The 15,928-nt window shown below is 46.1% G+C and carries 12 protein-coding genes; 11 read left to right on the forward strand and 1 reads right to left on the reverse strand.

All coding sequences use genetic code 11. The annotated features are described in order from the left end of the window. Nucleotides 1-36 precede the first annotated feature (36 nt). Complete coding sequence (locus ACWHYD_RS04535) at nt 37-3,261, forward strand: PAS domain S-box protein (RefSeq protein WP_447964731.1); 3,225 nt, start codon at nt 37-39, stop codon at nt 3,259-3,261. Continuing rightward, the gene (locus ACWHYD_RS04540) at nt 3,258-4,718 is read left to right on the forward strand and encodes a sigma-54-dependent transcriptional regulator (protein ID WP_447964732.1); all 1,461 of its coding nucleotides are present in this window, start codon (nt 3,258-3,260) and stop codon (nt 4,716-4,718) included. Before ACWHYD_RS04535 ends, ACWHYD_RS04540 begins: the two co-directional genes overlap by 4 nt. A 73-nt stretch (nt 4,719-4,791) precedes the next feature. On the opposite strand, the gene ACWHYD_RS04545 is transcribed toward ACWHYD_RS04540, so the two are convergent. Next, nucleotides 4,792-5,886 (reverse strand): WD40 repeat domain-containing protein, encoded by a 1,095-nt coding sequence (locus tag ACWHYD_RS04545; RefSeq protein ID WP_447964733.1) that lies wholly within the window; start codon nt 5,884-5,886, stop codon nt 4,792-4,794. Between the two features lie 255 nt (nt 5,887-6,141). Here ACWHYD_RS04545 and ACWHYD_RS04550 point away from each other — a divergent pair, with 255 nt between their 5' ends. From ACWHYD_RS04550 to ACWHYD_RS04590, 9 genes are all read left to right on the forward strand, one after another. Further along, entirely contained in the window at nt 6,142-7,140 is a 999-nt protein-coding gene (locus ACWHYD_RS04550; RefSeq protein WP_447964734.1) for a hypothetical protein, read from the forward strand. Nucleotides 7,141-7,256: 116 nt separating this feature from the next. Further along, nucleotides 7,257-7,811, forward strand: coding sequence for a 4Fe-4S dicluster domain-containing protein (locus ACWHYD_RS04555; RefSeq protein WP_447964735.1), 555 nt, complete (start codon nt 7,257-7,259; stop codon nt 7,809-7,811). Between the two features lie 320 nt (nt 7,812-8,131). Continuing rightward, nucleotides 8,132-9,103: a TorD/DmsD family molecular chaperone gene (locus ACWHYD_RS04560; RefSeq protein WP_447964736.1), complete on the forward strand. Its 972-nt coding sequence runs from the start codon at nt 8,132-8,134 to the stop codon at nt 9,101-9,103. 115 nt (nt 9,104-9,218) lie between these two features. Continuing rightward, nucleotides 9,219-10,175 (forward strand): ethylbenzene dehydrogenase-related protein, encoded by a 957-nt coding sequence (locus ACWHYD_RS04565; RefSeq protein WP_312643612.1) that lies wholly within the window; start codon nt 9,219-9,221, stop codon nt 10,173-10,175. A 252-nt stretch (nt 10,176-10,427) separates the two neighbouring features. Further along, nucleotides 10,428-12,200 (forward strand): B12-binding domain-containing radical SAM protein, encoded by a 1,773-nt coding sequence (locus tag ACWHYD_RS04570; protein ID WP_447964737.1) that lies wholly within the window; start codon nt 10,428-10,430, stop codon nt 12,198-12,200. Between the two features lie 69 nt (nt 12,201-12,269). Continuing rightward, entirely contained in the window at nt 12,270-13,382 is a 1,113-nt protein-coding gene (locus ACWHYD_RS04575; RefSeq protein WP_447964738.1) for a hypothetical protein, read from the forward strand. A 14-nt stretch (nt 13,383-13,396) separates the two neighbouring features. Continuing rightward, entirely contained in the window at nt 13,397-14,212 is an 816-nt protein-coding gene (locus ACWHYD_RS04580; RefSeq protein WP_447964739.1) for a tetratricopeptide repeat protein, read from the forward strand. Nucleotides 14,213-14,234: 22 nt separating this feature from the next. Continuing rightward, complete coding sequence (gene tatA / locus ACWHYD_RS04585; protein WP_447964740.1) at nt 14,235-14,558, forward strand: twin-arginine translocase TatA/TatE family subunit; 324 nt, start codon at nt 14,235-14,237, stop codon at nt 14,556-14,558. Between the two features lie 91 nt (nt 14,559-14,649). Then, nucleotides 14,650-15,903, forward strand: coding sequence for a hypothetical protein (locus ACWHYD_RS04590; protein WP_447964741.1), 1,254 nt, complete (start codon nt 14,650-14,652; stop codon nt 15,901-15,903). Nucleotides 15,904-15,928 lie beyond the last annotated feature (25 nt).

Consider the following 15,928-nt stretch of genomic DNA (forward strand, 5'->3'; position numbering starts at 1 on the left):
AAGGAAAAAGGAGCACCAAAATGTAGAAAAATATAGGTGTTAGATGTTCTCTATGGATTTTTCATTGTTGCCAAAGTGAAAAGCTTTGGGTTTCCCCTCCAACTGAAGGGCAAGACGATCCTGGCTATGGTGCTGGTCGGTCTATTGCCCCTTATTCTTTCTCTTCTCCTCACCTATTTTGAAGAAAAACGGGCACTACGGGAAGCCGCCGGTATCACCATGAAGGGGATTGCCGTGGAAGTGGCTCGTAAAGTCGAGACCCAGATTATTCGTGGGATCAATGAAGCACAACAGTTGGCCACCATTCCCTTTATTCGAAGTGCCGTCCTAAATTCGAACCGGAGTTATGCTGATAAAAATCCAGACGAAATTCAGGCCCTTATTCAACAGTGGCAGGAAAGTTGGCGGATCCAATCCAGTCTGGATGAGTCTCCGGTATTTCTGAACAAATATGCCACGGACTACCTGATTCAATGGCATGCGATCAGAAAATCGGATTATCTCGCCATAGTTGTGGTCGATGCGCAAGGAGCGCTGGTATTAAGCTCTTTCCCACAAGTCAATTTTTTCCATGGAAACAGTCTCTGGTGGGAGGCGGTCGTTCAACATCATGAAACCCAAGCATTTGTGAGTGATTTGTCATTTGATCCAGAGTTTGGGACTCATGTCCTGAATGTTGGTGTCCCTATTTGGGACGATCTTCGTCAGCATGTAGTGGGAGCCATTAGTATTCTTCTGAGGAGAGACTCGTTATTTCGGTCGATTTCTGAAGTGGCGGCCGGGAAAACAGGTCATGCCATGTTAACTGCTTCTGATGGGATGCCAATTCTCTGCCCAGCATTTTCCTTGGAAGAGCATGTGATGCCCTCTAATGTGGTCAGTGCGTTCCAACAAGGTGGTGTGGGGTGGTTGGTTGCTGATCCGGATTCACATGGTATGCCGAATGCCATAGTTGGCTATGCTCCTCTCCACTTGGGGATGCCACTTGCTCCAGAAAGTTTTGGAGGTAAGTCCTGGCATATGTTGACCAGTCAAGACTCTGCCGAAACGTATGCTCCGCTGGATCAATTATTAAGCAAGGTCATCTTCTATGGAATCGCCGTTTTTGTCATCTTGTGGGGGGCGGGGGTCGTGGTTGCTGGCCGGATTGTGAAGCCCATTCAGGTCTTATCCCAAGGAGTTGAGCAATTTGGAAGTGGGAATCTTTCGGAAAAGATTGCCATCCGTTCCGGTGATGAAATCGAACGTTTGGCTGACACATTTAATGCCATGGCGGAGAATCTTCAACATTCGTTTTTTGAGTTGAATCAGAAAGTTGATGAAATTGGGCGTTTGGAACAGAAATATCGTGATCTCATTGAAAATGCTCCGGAAATGATTCATCAATTGGATCCTGCAGGGCGGTTCGTGCATGTCAATACGACCGAGTTGCAAAAGCTGGGATACTCACTAGCCGAAATGCTTGAGATGTCGCTCTGGGATATTGTTCCGGCGGAACAACAAGAAGTGGTGCAGGCCTACGTCCAAGGGTTAGCCTTAGGCGGGGCTCGCTCCATCGAAACCGTCTTTCGGACGCAATCGCGTGAAGTGATGGATGTGGAAATTCATTCCACGACTTTGATGGATCCAGGAACCCATTTGGTGGTGTATTCGAGAGGATTTGTGAGGGATATCACAGCACGAAAGGCTCTGGAGCGTGAGGTTGAGCGGTATACCAACCAACTGGAAGGGATTGTGGCTGAACGAACCCAACAATTGTCTGAATCAGAGGCGGGATATAAGGCGCTTTTCAATTTGGCTGCCGATTCAATTTTTGTGGTCGATTCGGAAGGCCGGATCTTGGATGTCAATGCCCGTGAACGGGATATTCTAGGGTATGTCCCTTCTGATTTAGAGGGTGCTTCCTTTGTGAAGCTTGTGCCACCGGCGTTCCAAGTCGTCAGTCAGAGTTTGTTAGATCGGGTCAGCGGTGAGGAGCCAAAGGTGCCCACGACAGAGATTGAAGTTTATGATCGGCAAGGCGTGATGAAATCCGTGGAGATGGACCTCGTTCGGATTGATATGGGAGGAAGAGCCTCAATCATGGTCCAGTTACGAGATATAACCGAGCATAAAAAGTTTGAAGCTGAACTACAACGATACAATGAAGTCTTGGAAGAGAAAGTCTCTGAGCGTACTCGGGAAATTGAACAAGCCAAACTGTACATTGAAAGTTTGTTGGAAAATGCGAATGACGTGATTTATACCTTGGACGTTGATTTACGGTTTACTTATGTCAATGGAAAAGTTGATGCCTGGGGATATCGAAAAGAGGACTTGATTGGTAAGCCGTATCTCTCGTTACTCTCCAAGCGGTATCGTGGACGGTATTTGAAAGAGACATTGGATCTCGGGACAAAGCAAGTCTACGAAGTGGAGGTGGTGAGTCGAGAGGGAGAGTTGCGGGCGGTGATGGTGAGTGTGGCACCGCTTCTCAATGATGCAGGCGTCTACACAGGAGTCTTGGGCATCGCCAGGGATATTACGGAGCGCAAGCATTTGGAACGCCAGGTGCAGAATTCTGAGCGATTAGCGTCCATTGGGAAGCTGGCCGCCGGGGTTGCCCATGAAATCAACAATCCGTTAGGGGGAATTTTGAATTGTTTATACAATATCCGAAAAGGGACGTTGACGCCTGAGCGATCTCAGGAATATTTGCATTTTATGGAGGATGGGTTGCGACGGGTTCAACGTATCGTTCGCCAGCTCCTGGATTTTTCTCAGCAACGCGAACCGGAATTAGCCATGACAGATCTGCATCAAATTTTAGACCGGGTCCTGGTATTGACCGAGCATGTATTTTTGGTCAAACATGCTACGTTGAGTAAGTTCTATGATGAGACACTTCCTTTGGTGATGGTCGATGCGCATATGATTGAGCAGGTGATTATGAACTTAGTCCTGAACGCGGTTCAGGCACTCAAAGAAGGTGGCCAGGTGACGTTGCGGACTCGAAAACAGGAAGATGGATATGAAATTGAGGTTGAGGATACTGGGTGCGGAATACCTCCAGAGATTCGTCCTCATATTTTTGATCCTTTTTTTACGACGAAAGGGACCGGCGAGGGGACCGGGTTGGGATTGTCGGTGAGTTTGGGAATTGTCCAGCGGCATGCAGGTGAAATGTTGGTGGACAGTGAAGAGGGGAAAGGGACTCGGTTTACCATTCGCATGCCATTGGTTCGATCTCGTTCGGGCATTCCTGTGAAGGTAGGCACATGACTCACGCTTCAATCCTGATTATTGATGATGAGCCCTTGATGCGAGTCTCTATGGTGGATGCGCTGAAGGCGATCGGCTATGTGGTACAAGAAGCCAGTTCCGGGTTGGAGGGACTGGAGCGGTTGCGGACTTCCCGGTTTAATTTGGTGATTACTGATTTGCGATTACCAGGTGTGGACGGCCTTCATATTGTAAAACAGTGTAAGGAGCATTGCCCTGGCACGGAAGTGATTGTCATAACTGCCCATGGCTCTGTTGACACGGCTGTGGATGCGATGAAAAGCGGTGCTTACGATTACATCACGAAGCCCTTTTCCATGGATGAATTGTTGTTGAGTGTGGAGCGAGTCTGTGCAGTGGTGGCTCTTCGGGAAGAGAATCGGGTCTTACGGGATGAATTGGAAAAGAAATTTAGTTTTCAAGGGATTGTGGGAAAAAACGAGCGAATGCGCCAAGTACTGGAAAAGATCAAGTTAGTTTCGGTCACCGACGCGACGGTATTAGTGGTTGGTGAAAGTGGAACGGGAAAAGAGTTGATCGCAAATGCCATACATGCCAATAGCGCCCGCCGAAATCATGCTTTGGTCAAAGTGAGTTGTGCCGCGCTACCGGAAACGCTATTAGAGGCTGAGCTGTTTGGCCATGAGAAAGGGGCGTTTACGGGGGCTCTCCGGCAACGGCATGGTCGATTCGAACTTGCTCATCAGGGCACCCTCTTTTTGGATGAAATCGGCGAAATTTCCCCTTTGGTCCAAGTTAAATTACTTCGTGTCCTACAGGAACGGCAGTTTGAACGCGTCGGGGGAAATGACACGATTGAAGTGGATGTGCGATTGGTGTGTGCAACACAGAAGGATTTACGGAAAGAAGTTGAACAAGGACGATTCCGGGAGGATCTCTATTATCGATTGAATGTGGTGCCGGTTCAGCTTCCCCCTCTCCGAGAACGTCGAGAAGATATATTCATGATTGCCCAGCATTTTTTGAAGACGATGTCAGGTCGAAATCACCAAGAACCAAAAGCCTTGTCACGGCAAGCTCGCGAGGTGTTGTTGCAGTATTCCTTTCCGGGGAATGTCAGAGAATTAGAAAATACCATTGAACGTGCGTTAGCTTTGGCACAACACACTCAAGAAATCCAGGTTTGGGATCTCTGTGGGCAGAGTCGATGTCCATATGCGGGTGGGGAACCGCAAAAAGGATGCGGGCTTTGCGGGGACCAGGAGGGGAGGAGAGGGGTGAAGAACGGGGCGATGGAAACCTTGGCCGAAGCGCGAGAAAATTTTGAACGGGGGCATATTCTCGAAATACTTAATCGAACGGGGTGGAGTCGGATGACGGCTTCGAGGGTTTTGGGATTATCCAGAAAAGGTCTTTGGGAAAAATGTAAACGGTATGGGATTGTTCGGGCATGCGACGACACGAATTCTGAGAAGGACGATCGGGATGACGATTGAAAGCGCAGCCCTTTTTTGAAAAGAGCTGCGCCATGAGTGCTTGCCCCTTAGGGTTTCTTAGTCGGAAAATAGATTATTCTCCACCCTCCCAGAGGGTGATGATCCGGTCGTTTCCAGCCGTGGCAAGGTATTTCCCATCAGATGAAAGGGTAATCCCTCTGACAGGTCCCTTGTGTGACCGAATCGTCCTGAACTGACGCCCAGTTTGAATATCCCACATTTTGACGGTCCCATCATCACTGGCGCTGATAAGCACCTGTCCATCCTGGGTCACAAGAAGATTTCTAACCCATGCCGAGTGGCCTTTAAGTGTGCGGCGTTCTTCCATCGTCGGCATGTCCCAGAACTTAATCGTACAGTCGCGACTTCCGGAAATCATGGTGCCCCCATCAGGAGTGAAGGTGAGCGCCCCAATCCAATATTCCATGGGCTTTTGAAATCCGCCCTGGTCGTCTACGTAAAAACCACGACTTTCGGTCGATTCGTCGTCGGCATCATCTCTCCAATGGCCGTTGTGAACAATTCTTTCTTCCCCGCTTGGTAGAACTTCATAGAGCTTAATTTTCCCGACATCGGTACCAGCAACTAGGTGGATACCGTCCGGGGAAAACGCTGTGCAGACGCTCCAATTATGGTCATATTGGTCTTTCCCAAGGAGCGTCATGAGTTCAGTGCCTGTGGTTACTTCCCAGATTTTAATGTCTTTATTCTGGCCAGCCCTAGCGAGCATGAGGCCATCTGGGGAAAATGAAATGCTGGTCACGCCATGGTCGTAACGAGTAAAGAGTAATCGAAGTGATTCCCCTGTTTGAGGATTCCAAAGCCGAATGGTCCGGTCTTCACTTGCTGAAGCGATCATTTGCCCATCAGGGCTATGCTTGACCTCTCGAACGGTAAGGGTGTGGCCTCGTAGAGATCGAAGAAGACGGCCGGTTTCAATATCCCAAATCCTAATAAAACGATCATTTCCTCCGCTTGCTAATGTCAGGCCATCAGGGGAAAAGGAGACAGACCATATTTCCTGTGTGTGACCACGAAATGACTTCAGTTCCCTAACACCGCTTTTCCAATAGGCGAGTGAATCAATGAGTGGCGTGGGTTGGAAATCTGGATTATGGATGAACCCGGGATTGGAACTTAGTGTGTCAGGACTTGTCGGCTGGGTCATGAAATTCCTCGCTTCGGAAACAGATTGACAATAAATGGTCGGTTAAATGACCTCGGGAATGGATCAAGGGAATTCTCTTGCCAAAGGGGAAAACTCATTCCTATAATTCAACTAGTTATGATACTAAACGGCGCTTTTCGAGGGAGTCAAGATAGCTACCTCCCAAATCCAATGCGAATTTATAATTACGGTGATCATCTTTCGAGAAATGAAACTCGTCTTGTGGTGATCTTGCGGTAAACGGAGGTTTTTCTCATGGAAATTCGTTTTCAACCCGCCCTCCTTCAGGAGGTGATTGACTCGTTTGCTGAAAAGACTGAGCGTGAGGGCGATCCGACTTATTTTAATGAGTTTCATGAGTTTGCGGATCCCATTTACGAGAAGTTTTCTCTTGATGACCGGGATCCGGAGTTCAAGCGGCTCTATCAACATTTATTTGCTAAATGGGGGTTTGCTGAAATTCTCAGGGATGCTTTTGATGATTTTCCGGTTTTGCGAGATAAAACTGGGATTGTATTGGTGCGAGGAGTATTAAAAGAAGATCAGGAAGGGGTTGATGTCCTCCGGAAATGGGGGGTGGTCGAGGAGAAATTATCCCGCAAATTTGAGGAGGCCGGGAAAAAAGGGGTAGGAATTAAATTGATCCCCAGGCGATTTTATGATCCAGCCATTACCCGTTACCTACGACATGAGTTAACGCATATTTCTGATATGTTAGATGAGGCCTTTGGTTACGATCCTGACACAAAAGTGGGGTTGAACCCCGGGGAAGAACATTTGATTTTAAATCGTTACCGTGTGCTGTGGAACCTTCATGTCGATAGCCGGATTGCCCGAACAGGAAAAGAGCCGATGTTTTCCAAGGAATATCGGTTTCGGGAGTTCCGTTCCTGGTATCGAAAGATTCTTCCCGGTCAGGTGGAATCCGTGTTTGAAGGGATCTGGCAGGCGGATTATCTCACTCATGCTGAATTAGTAGAGATGGCTTCGGATACGATACGAGTTATCGAGAGGGCTATTGAGGTTGAGGACAGTGAAGTTCCTGATGTGCCAACCAAGCCCATGCTTCTCCCGGGGTTCCCTTGCCCTCTTTGTCGATTCCCAACCTATACCTGGGTAGAAAACATGGATGAGACCCTAGAAGGCTTTGTCTTAGATTATATCCGCGAAAACCATCCAGGATGGGATGTGGAGTATGGGGCCTGTGACAGATGTGTCGAGGTGTATAAGCTGCGGGCTTCTGGAGTAGTATAAATTCTTAAAATGCCTTTCCTCTTGTCCAATTTGGTTTATACGCTATTGAAAGTGGCATAATGGCGGAATCCGATAAGCCAAGACAGCCTTCATCTAATCCGACATTAGGTCGGAGAATGTTTCTTCGACAATCGGCAATTTCCATTGGCGCGACTGTTCATGAATTTGTGAAGCACAGAGATGCTCCTTCCCCGATAAAAAAGGAGCAGCCTGTTCCTGAAAAAACGGGATGGCTTCGTCCCCCAGGAGCCGTGGAGGAGAAGTTGTTTTTGGAGCGCTGTACCGGATGCGCTGATTGCGTTGAAGTCTGTCCTCACGACGCCATTCAAGTGTTATCGAGTAATGACACTCCCGTTATCTATCCTGGAGAATCCCCATGCAAATTATGTGATGATCTTCCTTGTATTGGGGCGTGTACTACGGAAGCCCTTTTACCGGTTGAGGATAGTTTTCAGGTCAATATGGGCGTGGCGAAAGTTTGGGCAAAAATGTGTACGGCAGGAACCGGCTGCAATGCCTGTGTTTCTAAATGCCCCACTGATGCTCTCTCGATGGATTTTTCCTCATATCACATTCGTGTAGATGATTCGGTATGTGTGGGTTGTGGAATATGCCAATATATCTGTGGCACGGTAAATGACCGTACAGCTATTCGAATTGTTCCCAGGTAATGGGTCGAGGGCATCGTTAGGATGGATGGAATCCTTTGGGACAGAAAAATGCGAATATGGAAATTTTGGATTGGGGGTATGGGAAATGGATGGAGGGATAAAGGGGGAGTCTTTTGTGGATTTTTAAGGTAAGAGTAGGGGATTCAGGATGATAAAAAACTCTGGAAATCTGTGGGGCTATGAGGGATATTGAAGTCTTGACTTCATAGGCCTGTTGTCCTATTATCTGATCCCTTTTTCATGAAGTGTAAATGGTCCTGAGATGATCCTAATTGAAGCAAAAGCTTGTGAAATGAAAAATTTTAAAAGTTAGGTGAAATATGACATCAGGCGTTAAAGAGGGGAAAAAAGCAGGAAAAAACGGAACGACAGTTTCCGGAAGTGAAAAGTCCGTCAAGATATCTCCAAAGGATGCGCCAGCTGTTGATCGAGCACTTTGTCGGAGTAAGCTCTATCTTCTTGTGTCATGGGGTTATCTGTATCCAGAAGATGAGGAATTTTTGGATTATCTTCAAAGTGGAGAATTTGTTGAAGATGGGAAATTAGCCCTGGAGGGTTTGAAAAAAGAACTGCAAAGTATAGGCGGAGAAGAGGCACAGGAGCGTCTTGCTGCATTGGTCGGCAATTTTAATGCGATTGAAGCCTGGATATCATCCGAAGGGGAAAATTGGAGCCTCCAAGATTTACGTGATGAGCATCGAAGAGTGTTTAGTAATGTCATTGCCTTGGATTGTCCGCCGTACGAAACATTGTTTGGAAATGATCATGTGTTTGGCCAGTCATACGTAATGGGAGATATTTCTGGTTTTTATAGTGCCTTTGGCCTTCAGCTTTCTCCTGATATTCATGAGCGTCTTGATCATTTAAGTGTAGAGTTAGAATTTATGCATTATTTGGCCTATAAAGAATCATATGCCATTCTTCATGATGGAGCAGAAAAACTTAAGACCGTCATTGAAGCGGAGAAGAAATTCGTCAAAGAACATATTGGTCGATGGGTGCCTTTGTTTTCAGGAATGTTAATTAGAAAAGCCGATTATGGTTTTTATAAAATTTTGGCCGATTTCACATCAAATTGGATGGCCTTCGACATTGCATTTTTAGGGGTAACTCCTCAGCCTTATTCGGAAACTGATTATCGCCCTGCAACATACAATAACCCTGAAGGTCAAAGCTTTGAATGTGGAGCTCAAGATAAAGGGAACGAACTGAGCCTTCTTATGAGTGAAGTTGGGGCTGATGCCTTTTTGGATAAGGAAAGTGGAGCATCCGAGCAATCAGATAATGCTTAGTGAATTTTTGAAAAAGTCATTTTTAAATTTTGTTTTGAGTGGTGATAGGTTTGAGGAAACAGTTAGTTAACTGTCTTTTCGGTTTTAATCTTTTATCAAAGGAGGATGCGTCATTATGAGATTGGTGCAGACGCGTAACAAACGACTGGTGTTTGGCGTTCTTCTGTCTGTCTTAGTGGTCTGTGTAGGTTTGACCATGGGACAGATTCCGCTGGCCGTCTCGCAACCGGTAACGATTCCGGTTGGCAAAATTACTGGCCCAATCCCTATGGATGCGGCAAATCCTGTATGGGAATCAGTGCCTGGAATCGTTGCTCCATTAAGTGGGCAGACGATAACGACCCCAATGCATCCGAACATCTCAGTGAAAACTGTGATGATCAAAATGGCAACAAATGGCGAAGAAATCGGAGTTTGGGCCAACTGGGGTGATCAAACATTAAATAATACCACCATTGGTCCTCAAGATTTCAGGGATCAAGTGGCGGTGCAATTCCCTGTGCAATCTGCAGGGGCTCCTCCATTCCAATGTATGGGACAGTCTGGTGGGACGGTCAACATATGGCGTTGGAATGCGGAATGGCAAAAAGATCTTGGTGCTGGCGTAGCAGGCATGTGGGATGTTGACAATCAATATCCATCCATTGCCTGGGATTATTACTATGAAGAGCCAGCTGGTGGTGTGACCTATCCTGACCGAATTGGTCGGAGCCTTGGGCCATTTAACCCAGGAATTTGGTCTGGCAACATTATGTCAGATCCTAACCTGCGGTTGGGATCAGTCGAAGATTTGAATGCAAATGGATTTAGCACGTTGACCACCCAAGCGTCACAAGACGTGGTGGGAAATGGATTATGGGAGCCGTATGGATCATTGAAGGGTGGCTGCTGCAGCGGTCCAACCTGGCGGGTGGTTATGAAGCGGAGCCTCAAAACCCAAGACCCCAATGATGTTCAATTCGCGGCAGGTGCCAGCTTCCCGGTAGCTTTTGCAGTCTGGGACGGTTCCAACGTAGAAAGAAACGGAATGAAAGGGATTTCCACTTGGTTCACGGCTCAAATGCCAAACTAAGTTCCAGCCTTTTCTGGATCAGGTCCATTTTCCTTTAGGACTTTGATTGGGTTTGAAAACCTCCGGTAATGGACTCCAGTAATGGGGAAAATTACCGGAGGTTTTTTTTTAATAAACATCTACTCCTTATGAAATAAAAATTTGTCTGATAGGGAGTGGCCAATTGTTGCATTGAAGAGAATGCGACGTGTATAAATTTAAAATAGACAATCTTCGCGTTTCTTATTATCCCCATTACCTGGGAGCCGCATTGTGAAAATTTCACTTTTATTCCCTCCAAGTTGGCATCCCTCACAGCCCTATTTGAGTGTGCCCTGCCTTTCAGCCTTTCTTGAAAAATCCGGTGTTCCTGTTCATCAGCAACGTGATTTAAATATTGAGTTACTTGATAGGGTCTTAACTAAAGGTTTTGGGTTGGATATTCATCCGCGGTTAGTTGATTTGGTGAAAAAGCTGGAAGAGTCCGTTTCTGGAGAAACCGGCTATGGGAGTAGGGAGCATTACGCTCGTGTGGTGGAATCCCTTGATCGTTTTCCTTATTTAATAGATGAAATCGAGCCAGTTAAAGCCTCCTTGCGTAGTGAAGAATTTTATGATCTTGAGCGGTACCGAGAATGCCTCTTTTTGATTGATCGGTGGTTGGAAGTTGTCTCTTCCCTATATTTCCCGACCAGGCTGACGGTAGTTGACAACCAATTTGCGTATTCTATCTATTCTTCACGCGAAATTCTTCAAGCTATCCATGATGAAAGCCAAAACCCCTATCTTGATCTTTACCGGAAATTCTTTCTTCCTGCCTTTGGTGAAGACCTTCCAAACTTTGTCGGGGTCTCCATTACCGCAACATCACAGATTATCCCTGGGTTAACCCTTTGTAAATTAATTAAGGAAATTCATCCTGATGTTCATGTAACCGTCGGGGGAAGTATTTTCACCAGGTTGGTTGATAATCTCAGGCGATGTGATCGGCTATTCCAATTGACTGATGATTTCATCGTTTTTGAAGGAGAAACAGCCCTGTTGGAACTGATAAATCAGTTAGATGGAAAAAGAGATTTCAGTAAAGTGCCAAATCTCATTTGGCGGCAAGATGGAAAAATCATTGTGAATCAGCCATTTTACTCGGAAAACCTCGCGGAGCATCCAGCACCGAATTATGATGGGTTTCCTTTGGGAGAATATTTAGCGCCCCATACGGTGTTGCCAGTACAATTTTCTAGAGGGTGCTATTATAAGGATTGCGCTTTTTGTGCACTGACTTTAGATCATCAGAATTTTCGTCAAAAGGATCCGATGAAAGTTGTTGATGAATTGGAAGCCTTATCCAATAAATATGAAACACCGTATTTTTTCTTTACTGATGAGTGCCTGGCACTTTCACCAACTAAACGGTTGTGTAAGGAACTCATTCATCGAGGGTTGGATTTACAGTGGACGGCCGAGTTGAGATTTGAGAAGAATTTATCTCGTGAGTTACTGGCCTCCATGCGTGAGGCAGGATGTCAGAAAATTGTCTTTGGATTGGAAACCTATAATGCCAGGCTGATGGATTTTATGGTGAAGGGGATTACGCAAGGAAATGTTGATCGAATCTGTTCCGATTGTGTTGACCTTGGAATTGCGGTGCATTGCTACGTGATCGTGGGATTTCCGACTGAAACGGAAGAAGAGTCCTTGGAAACATTGAATTTTATTGTCAATAATACAAAGCTGCATTCTTCCTATGGATTTTCCTGTCAACCTTGTCTGTTTGATCTAGAAAAGGAAGCCCCCATTATGAGTGATCCTGGGGGATATGGGATTCAACGAATAATGCGGCCAGCTTCGGAAGATCTGAGCTTAGGGTTCTTTTATGAAGTAAAATCAGGCATGACTCCGGAGCAAGCTGAAAAAGTGTACCAATACGTGTATGAAAAGATCAGTGAAGTTGTGTGTGAATTACCATTTAATTACTCCATGGCGGATGGGTTGCTATATATCACCCGCCATAACAAACAGGTTGAGGTGGAACCCTCTAGGGTTTAGAAATTATCTGGGATGAAAATCTAGCCATCTCAATACACACATGCGCTTCAATTTCTAATATACAAAAATATGATTTCTACTACTGGAAAGAGCCAAGAAAGAATAGACGGCCCCGGGCTTCTTTTTGAATGGGGTCTCAAGAGTTTGTTGTTTGCAGCCTTTTTTGAATTGGTGCTGTATCGGCTGGTTTCACGGTTGGGTATGCACCTTGGCAAGTTAGCCGAAAAATATGAAGCGGTTAGAATAGGATTTCGCACGCTCTCTTCCTTAGGGTTTGTACTATTGAATATGACTGCGATTCTGGTTTTTCTGATTTTAGGGATTTTGCTGGTTCAAAAAATACGGACAAAGCTTTGGGTGGGAGAATGGGATAAGTTCGTTATTCCATTGGCGGCCTTATTGGTAGCCTGTACGGTGGGCTATTTACTCTTTCCTCCGGTTATGGTCGGAACGATTTTCTATAATGTTTTGGCGTTTGGATTGCTTGTTTTTCTTGTTTTGGAATACTGGGCTACTCACCGGGTGTTGAGCCAACGGCTCATGGTGGGTACTTTTTTCCTTGGGATTAGCGGATGGTTGTATTATCAGACGATGTCAACGACTTATGGATGGCTCAATATTTTTGATGCCCCACCCCTGGTGCATGAAGGTAATAGGCTTGGGGAGGCATTAATGGTGCTTTCAAGCATTCTGGTGTTTTGGGCCTATGGGACCACGTCGATCATCACCAAAAACAAGCAACAGCGCCGATGGGGGTTAACCCTGGTTATTAGCGGGGGGAGTGCCTTTCTAGCCCTACTTTTCATGGATTTTTTCCTTTCTCTCTGGAATCCTGAAGTGGCGAAAGAGGTCAGAAAGGCTGGCGAGGGGATAGGCTGGATTTTTCAAATGGGAATGGGCTATACCTTTTATCTTCCCTTTGCATTTTATGTGTTGGGCTTTACCTGTTGGGCGTATACCGTGATTAAGTTGGTGTTGATCGGTCGGTTAGCAGGATATGGGCTGGGACTCATGTTTATGGCTGGCTATGCGCTCCAATTATCCCATTTGACCTTGATGGTAGTGCTTGGGTTAATGTTGCTAAATATTGATAAAAAAGGAACTTTGGGAAAGCTTCGTAAGAAAGCCCAAGAAGGGGTAGTCTATCAACCAATTCGTCCCGTTTACGGGCAAACACAGTAGTTAGGACACACGCAATGGAAGAACAAAGTGCTGCAAGCCAAACGATGGAACCGCAGTCTGGCGAGACGACCACAGAAGAACGCCCATTAACGGTTGATGAGGAAATTGCAGAGATTGAAAAGTTGTTGAGCGAGGAGCCGGACGACTTCCAAGCACGGTGTCGATTGGGCGAGCTCTATTTCAATAAAGGCCGGATGGATGAAGCTTTGGCAGAAGTAAAGAAGTCGATTGAGATGGCAGAAGGCATTCGGGTAGAAATGGATCGGTCTCTGGCCATGTACTATTCGAACCTTGGAACGATTTATGGAACGAAGGGGATGCTGGAGGAGGCTACGGCTCAATTTAAACGAGCATTGGAATTAAACCCCTATGATGTACTTGCTCTTTTTAATGTCGGCCGACTCTATAATGATAAAAATGCATTTTTAGAGGCCAAGGAGTATTTCGAACGTCTGATTGAAATTTCACCTGAGGATCCCATTGCCTGGTATAATTTGGCCGGAGTCTATGAAAAATTAGATGACCCTAATATCTCCGACTTTAATACGTTAGACATGGCAATGCAGGCTTATATGAAAGTACTCCAGTTTGATCCAAGTAATTTGGAATCGAGTTTTAAGCTTATGGAAATTGCCTTAAATCTCAAGAAATCCGATCTGGCAGTTAAAATAATGGAAGATGCCGTTGAAAATAATCCTGATGAACCATTGGCCTATTATAATCTGATTAACACCTATGAAAAGTGTAAGATGTTTGAGCAAGCGGAAGAGGCCAGAAATCGTCTCAAAGATCGGTTTAGCAAGCGTTCGAGAGAAATGGTAAAAAAGTGATACCCCAACAAGGAGAGGTACCATGTTCGGAAGCTTAGGATTTACAGAATTAATTCTCATCCTCATGATTGTGCTGATCATTTTTGGGGCGGGGAAATTGCCGCAATTGGGCGAAGGGGTTGGAAAAGCGATTAAAGGTTTCAAAAAATCTGTCCATGAGGCAGAGGCGTATGACCTGGACCCCCAAACCCAGGCCGAAAACACGGCCTCAGCCAACCATGGCAATCCTCAAGCACAAATTTCACAGCCTATGCAAACTGTCCAGACTGAAACGGTTCCCCAAATCCAAACGGAGGGAGCACACCCTGCTCCACAAGAACAGGTTCCTGCCTCTTCTAAAGCCTAGTTTTGCTTAAACGGCAATGGGGCAAAAGTCTTTTTCGTAGTGGTCGTCGAACCAGATTGTTTTCGGAATAACCATAAAGGGTAAATCTTCTATGAGCATAGAGACCGCGTTGGAAATCGGGGTAATTGAAACCTTCGCCGGCAACGGAAAATCACGGAGCACAGGGGATGGCAAGCGAGCCGTCAAATCTGGAATTCCGTTGCCTAACCATGTCACCGTTGATCGGGATGGGCGGTTTTTCTACATTGCGGAATCTGGGTCTGACCGAATCAGGCGAGTGGACATGGAGACTGGGCTGTTGCATAACTTCGCTGGGACTGGTGAGACCTGTTATAGCGGCGATTACGGGCCATGTGGGGAAGCTGGGCTCTATCTTCCATTAGATGTCTTGTGTGATTCACAGAATCATATTTATGTCTGTGATTCAGGTAGCAATCGAATTCGAAAAATTGACGCGGATTCTGGAATTATTACAACCATCGTTGGTACGGGTCAGTGGGGATTTAATGGTGATGGGCCAGCACTGGAACGCAATTTAACGTATCCGGCAGCCATAGCCATTGACGATCAGGATCATCTTTATATTGCAGATACGCAAGCCCATCGCATTCGGCATTATAATCCTCAGACAGGAATGATTACGACAATTGCTGGTTGTTGGACGGCAGAAGATGATGAGCGTGTGAGTCCCTTGACGGCCCAAAATCTTATTGTCCTGTCCGGCGATGCGATAGGGATTGATTTTAGCAATGATGAAGGTTTATTGAGGCCGCGGTGTTCAGATGGACTGGATTTATCGTTATATCTTGACGATGGCAAGTCTGCTTTAGAGTGCAAATTGTACGATGTGGTTGATATCGATGTGGACCGGCATGGGGATTTGTATATCACGGATAAGGGAACAAACCGCATTCGAAAGCTAGATCGGAAAACTGGCACGATGTCCACCGTGGCTGGAATCTGCCGCTATGGGTTTGACGGTGATGGAAAGTTAGCGGTGAAATCCATGCTTAATGTCCCTGAAGGCGCTGTGGTAGACTCAGAGGGGAATGTCTATATTTCCGACTCGATGAATCACCGGGTTCGTAAAGTTGATAGCCAGACCGGTGTGATTACTACCATCGCGGGAAATGGGGATAGTGGCTATGATGATAAGAATATGGGTGGGTGCGGTGCTGCTCGCTTTGTGGCAAAAGAAGATGCTGGGATGTTGAAGCATGGTGATGGCCTCATTGCCGTAGAGGCGATAGTGAACACTCCAGCTGGCTTAACCTTGGACTCACAGGGGTATTTGTATATTTGTGAACGAAATGAAAATAAAATCCGTCGATTGAAATTGCGATAACGAGGCTAAGTTGATTTTTCAATAG

The organism is Nitrospira sp. Ecomares 2.1 (genome assembly GCF_965152585.1).

What these genes read in the sequence shown, in the direction of transcription:
- ACWHYD_RS04540 (WP_447964732.1), top strand. Translation starts at nt 3,258, where the DNA reads ATGACTCACGCTTCAATCCTGATTATTGATGATGAGCCCTTGATGCGA.
- ACWHYD_RS04555 (WP_447964735.1), top strand. Translation starts at nt 7,257, where the DNA reads ATGTTTCTTCGACAATCGGCAATTTCCATTGGCGCGACTGTTCATGAA.
- ACWHYD_RS04545 (WP_447964733.1), bottom strand. Translation starts at nt 5,886, where the DNA reads ATGACCCAGCCGACAAGTCCTGACACACTAAGTTCCAATCCCGGGTTC.
- ACWHYD_RS04565 (WP_312643612.1), top strand. Translation starts at nt 9,219, where the DNA reads ATGAGATTGGTGCAGACGCGTAACAAACGACTGGTGTTTGGCGTTCTT.
- ACWHYD_RS04575 (WP_447964738.1), top strand. Translation starts at nt 12,270, where the DNA reads ATGATTTCTACTACTGGAAAGAGCCAAGAAAGAATAGACGGCCCCGGG.
- ACWHYD_RS04560 (WP_447964736.1), top strand. Translation starts at nt 8,132, where the DNA reads ATGACATCAGGCGTTAAAGAGGGGAAAAAAGCAGGAAAAAACGGAACG.
- ACWHYD_RS04590 (WP_447964741.1), top strand. Translation starts at nt 14,650, where the DNA reads ATGAGCATAGAGACCGCGTTGGAAATCGGGGTAATTGAAACCTTCGCC.
- ACWHYD_RS04580 (WP_447964739.1), top strand. Translation starts at nt 13,397, where the DNA reads ATGGAAGAACAAAGTGCTGCAAGCCAAACGATGGAACCGCAGTCTGGC.
- tatA (WP_447964740.1), top strand. Translation starts at nt 14,235, where the DNA reads ATGTTCGGAAGCTTAGGATTTACAGAATTAATTCTCATCCTCATGATT.
- ACWHYD_RS04550 (WP_447964734.1), top strand. Translation starts at nt 6,142, where the DNA reads ATGGAAATTCGTTTTCAACCCGCCCTCCTTCAGGAGGTGATTGACTCG.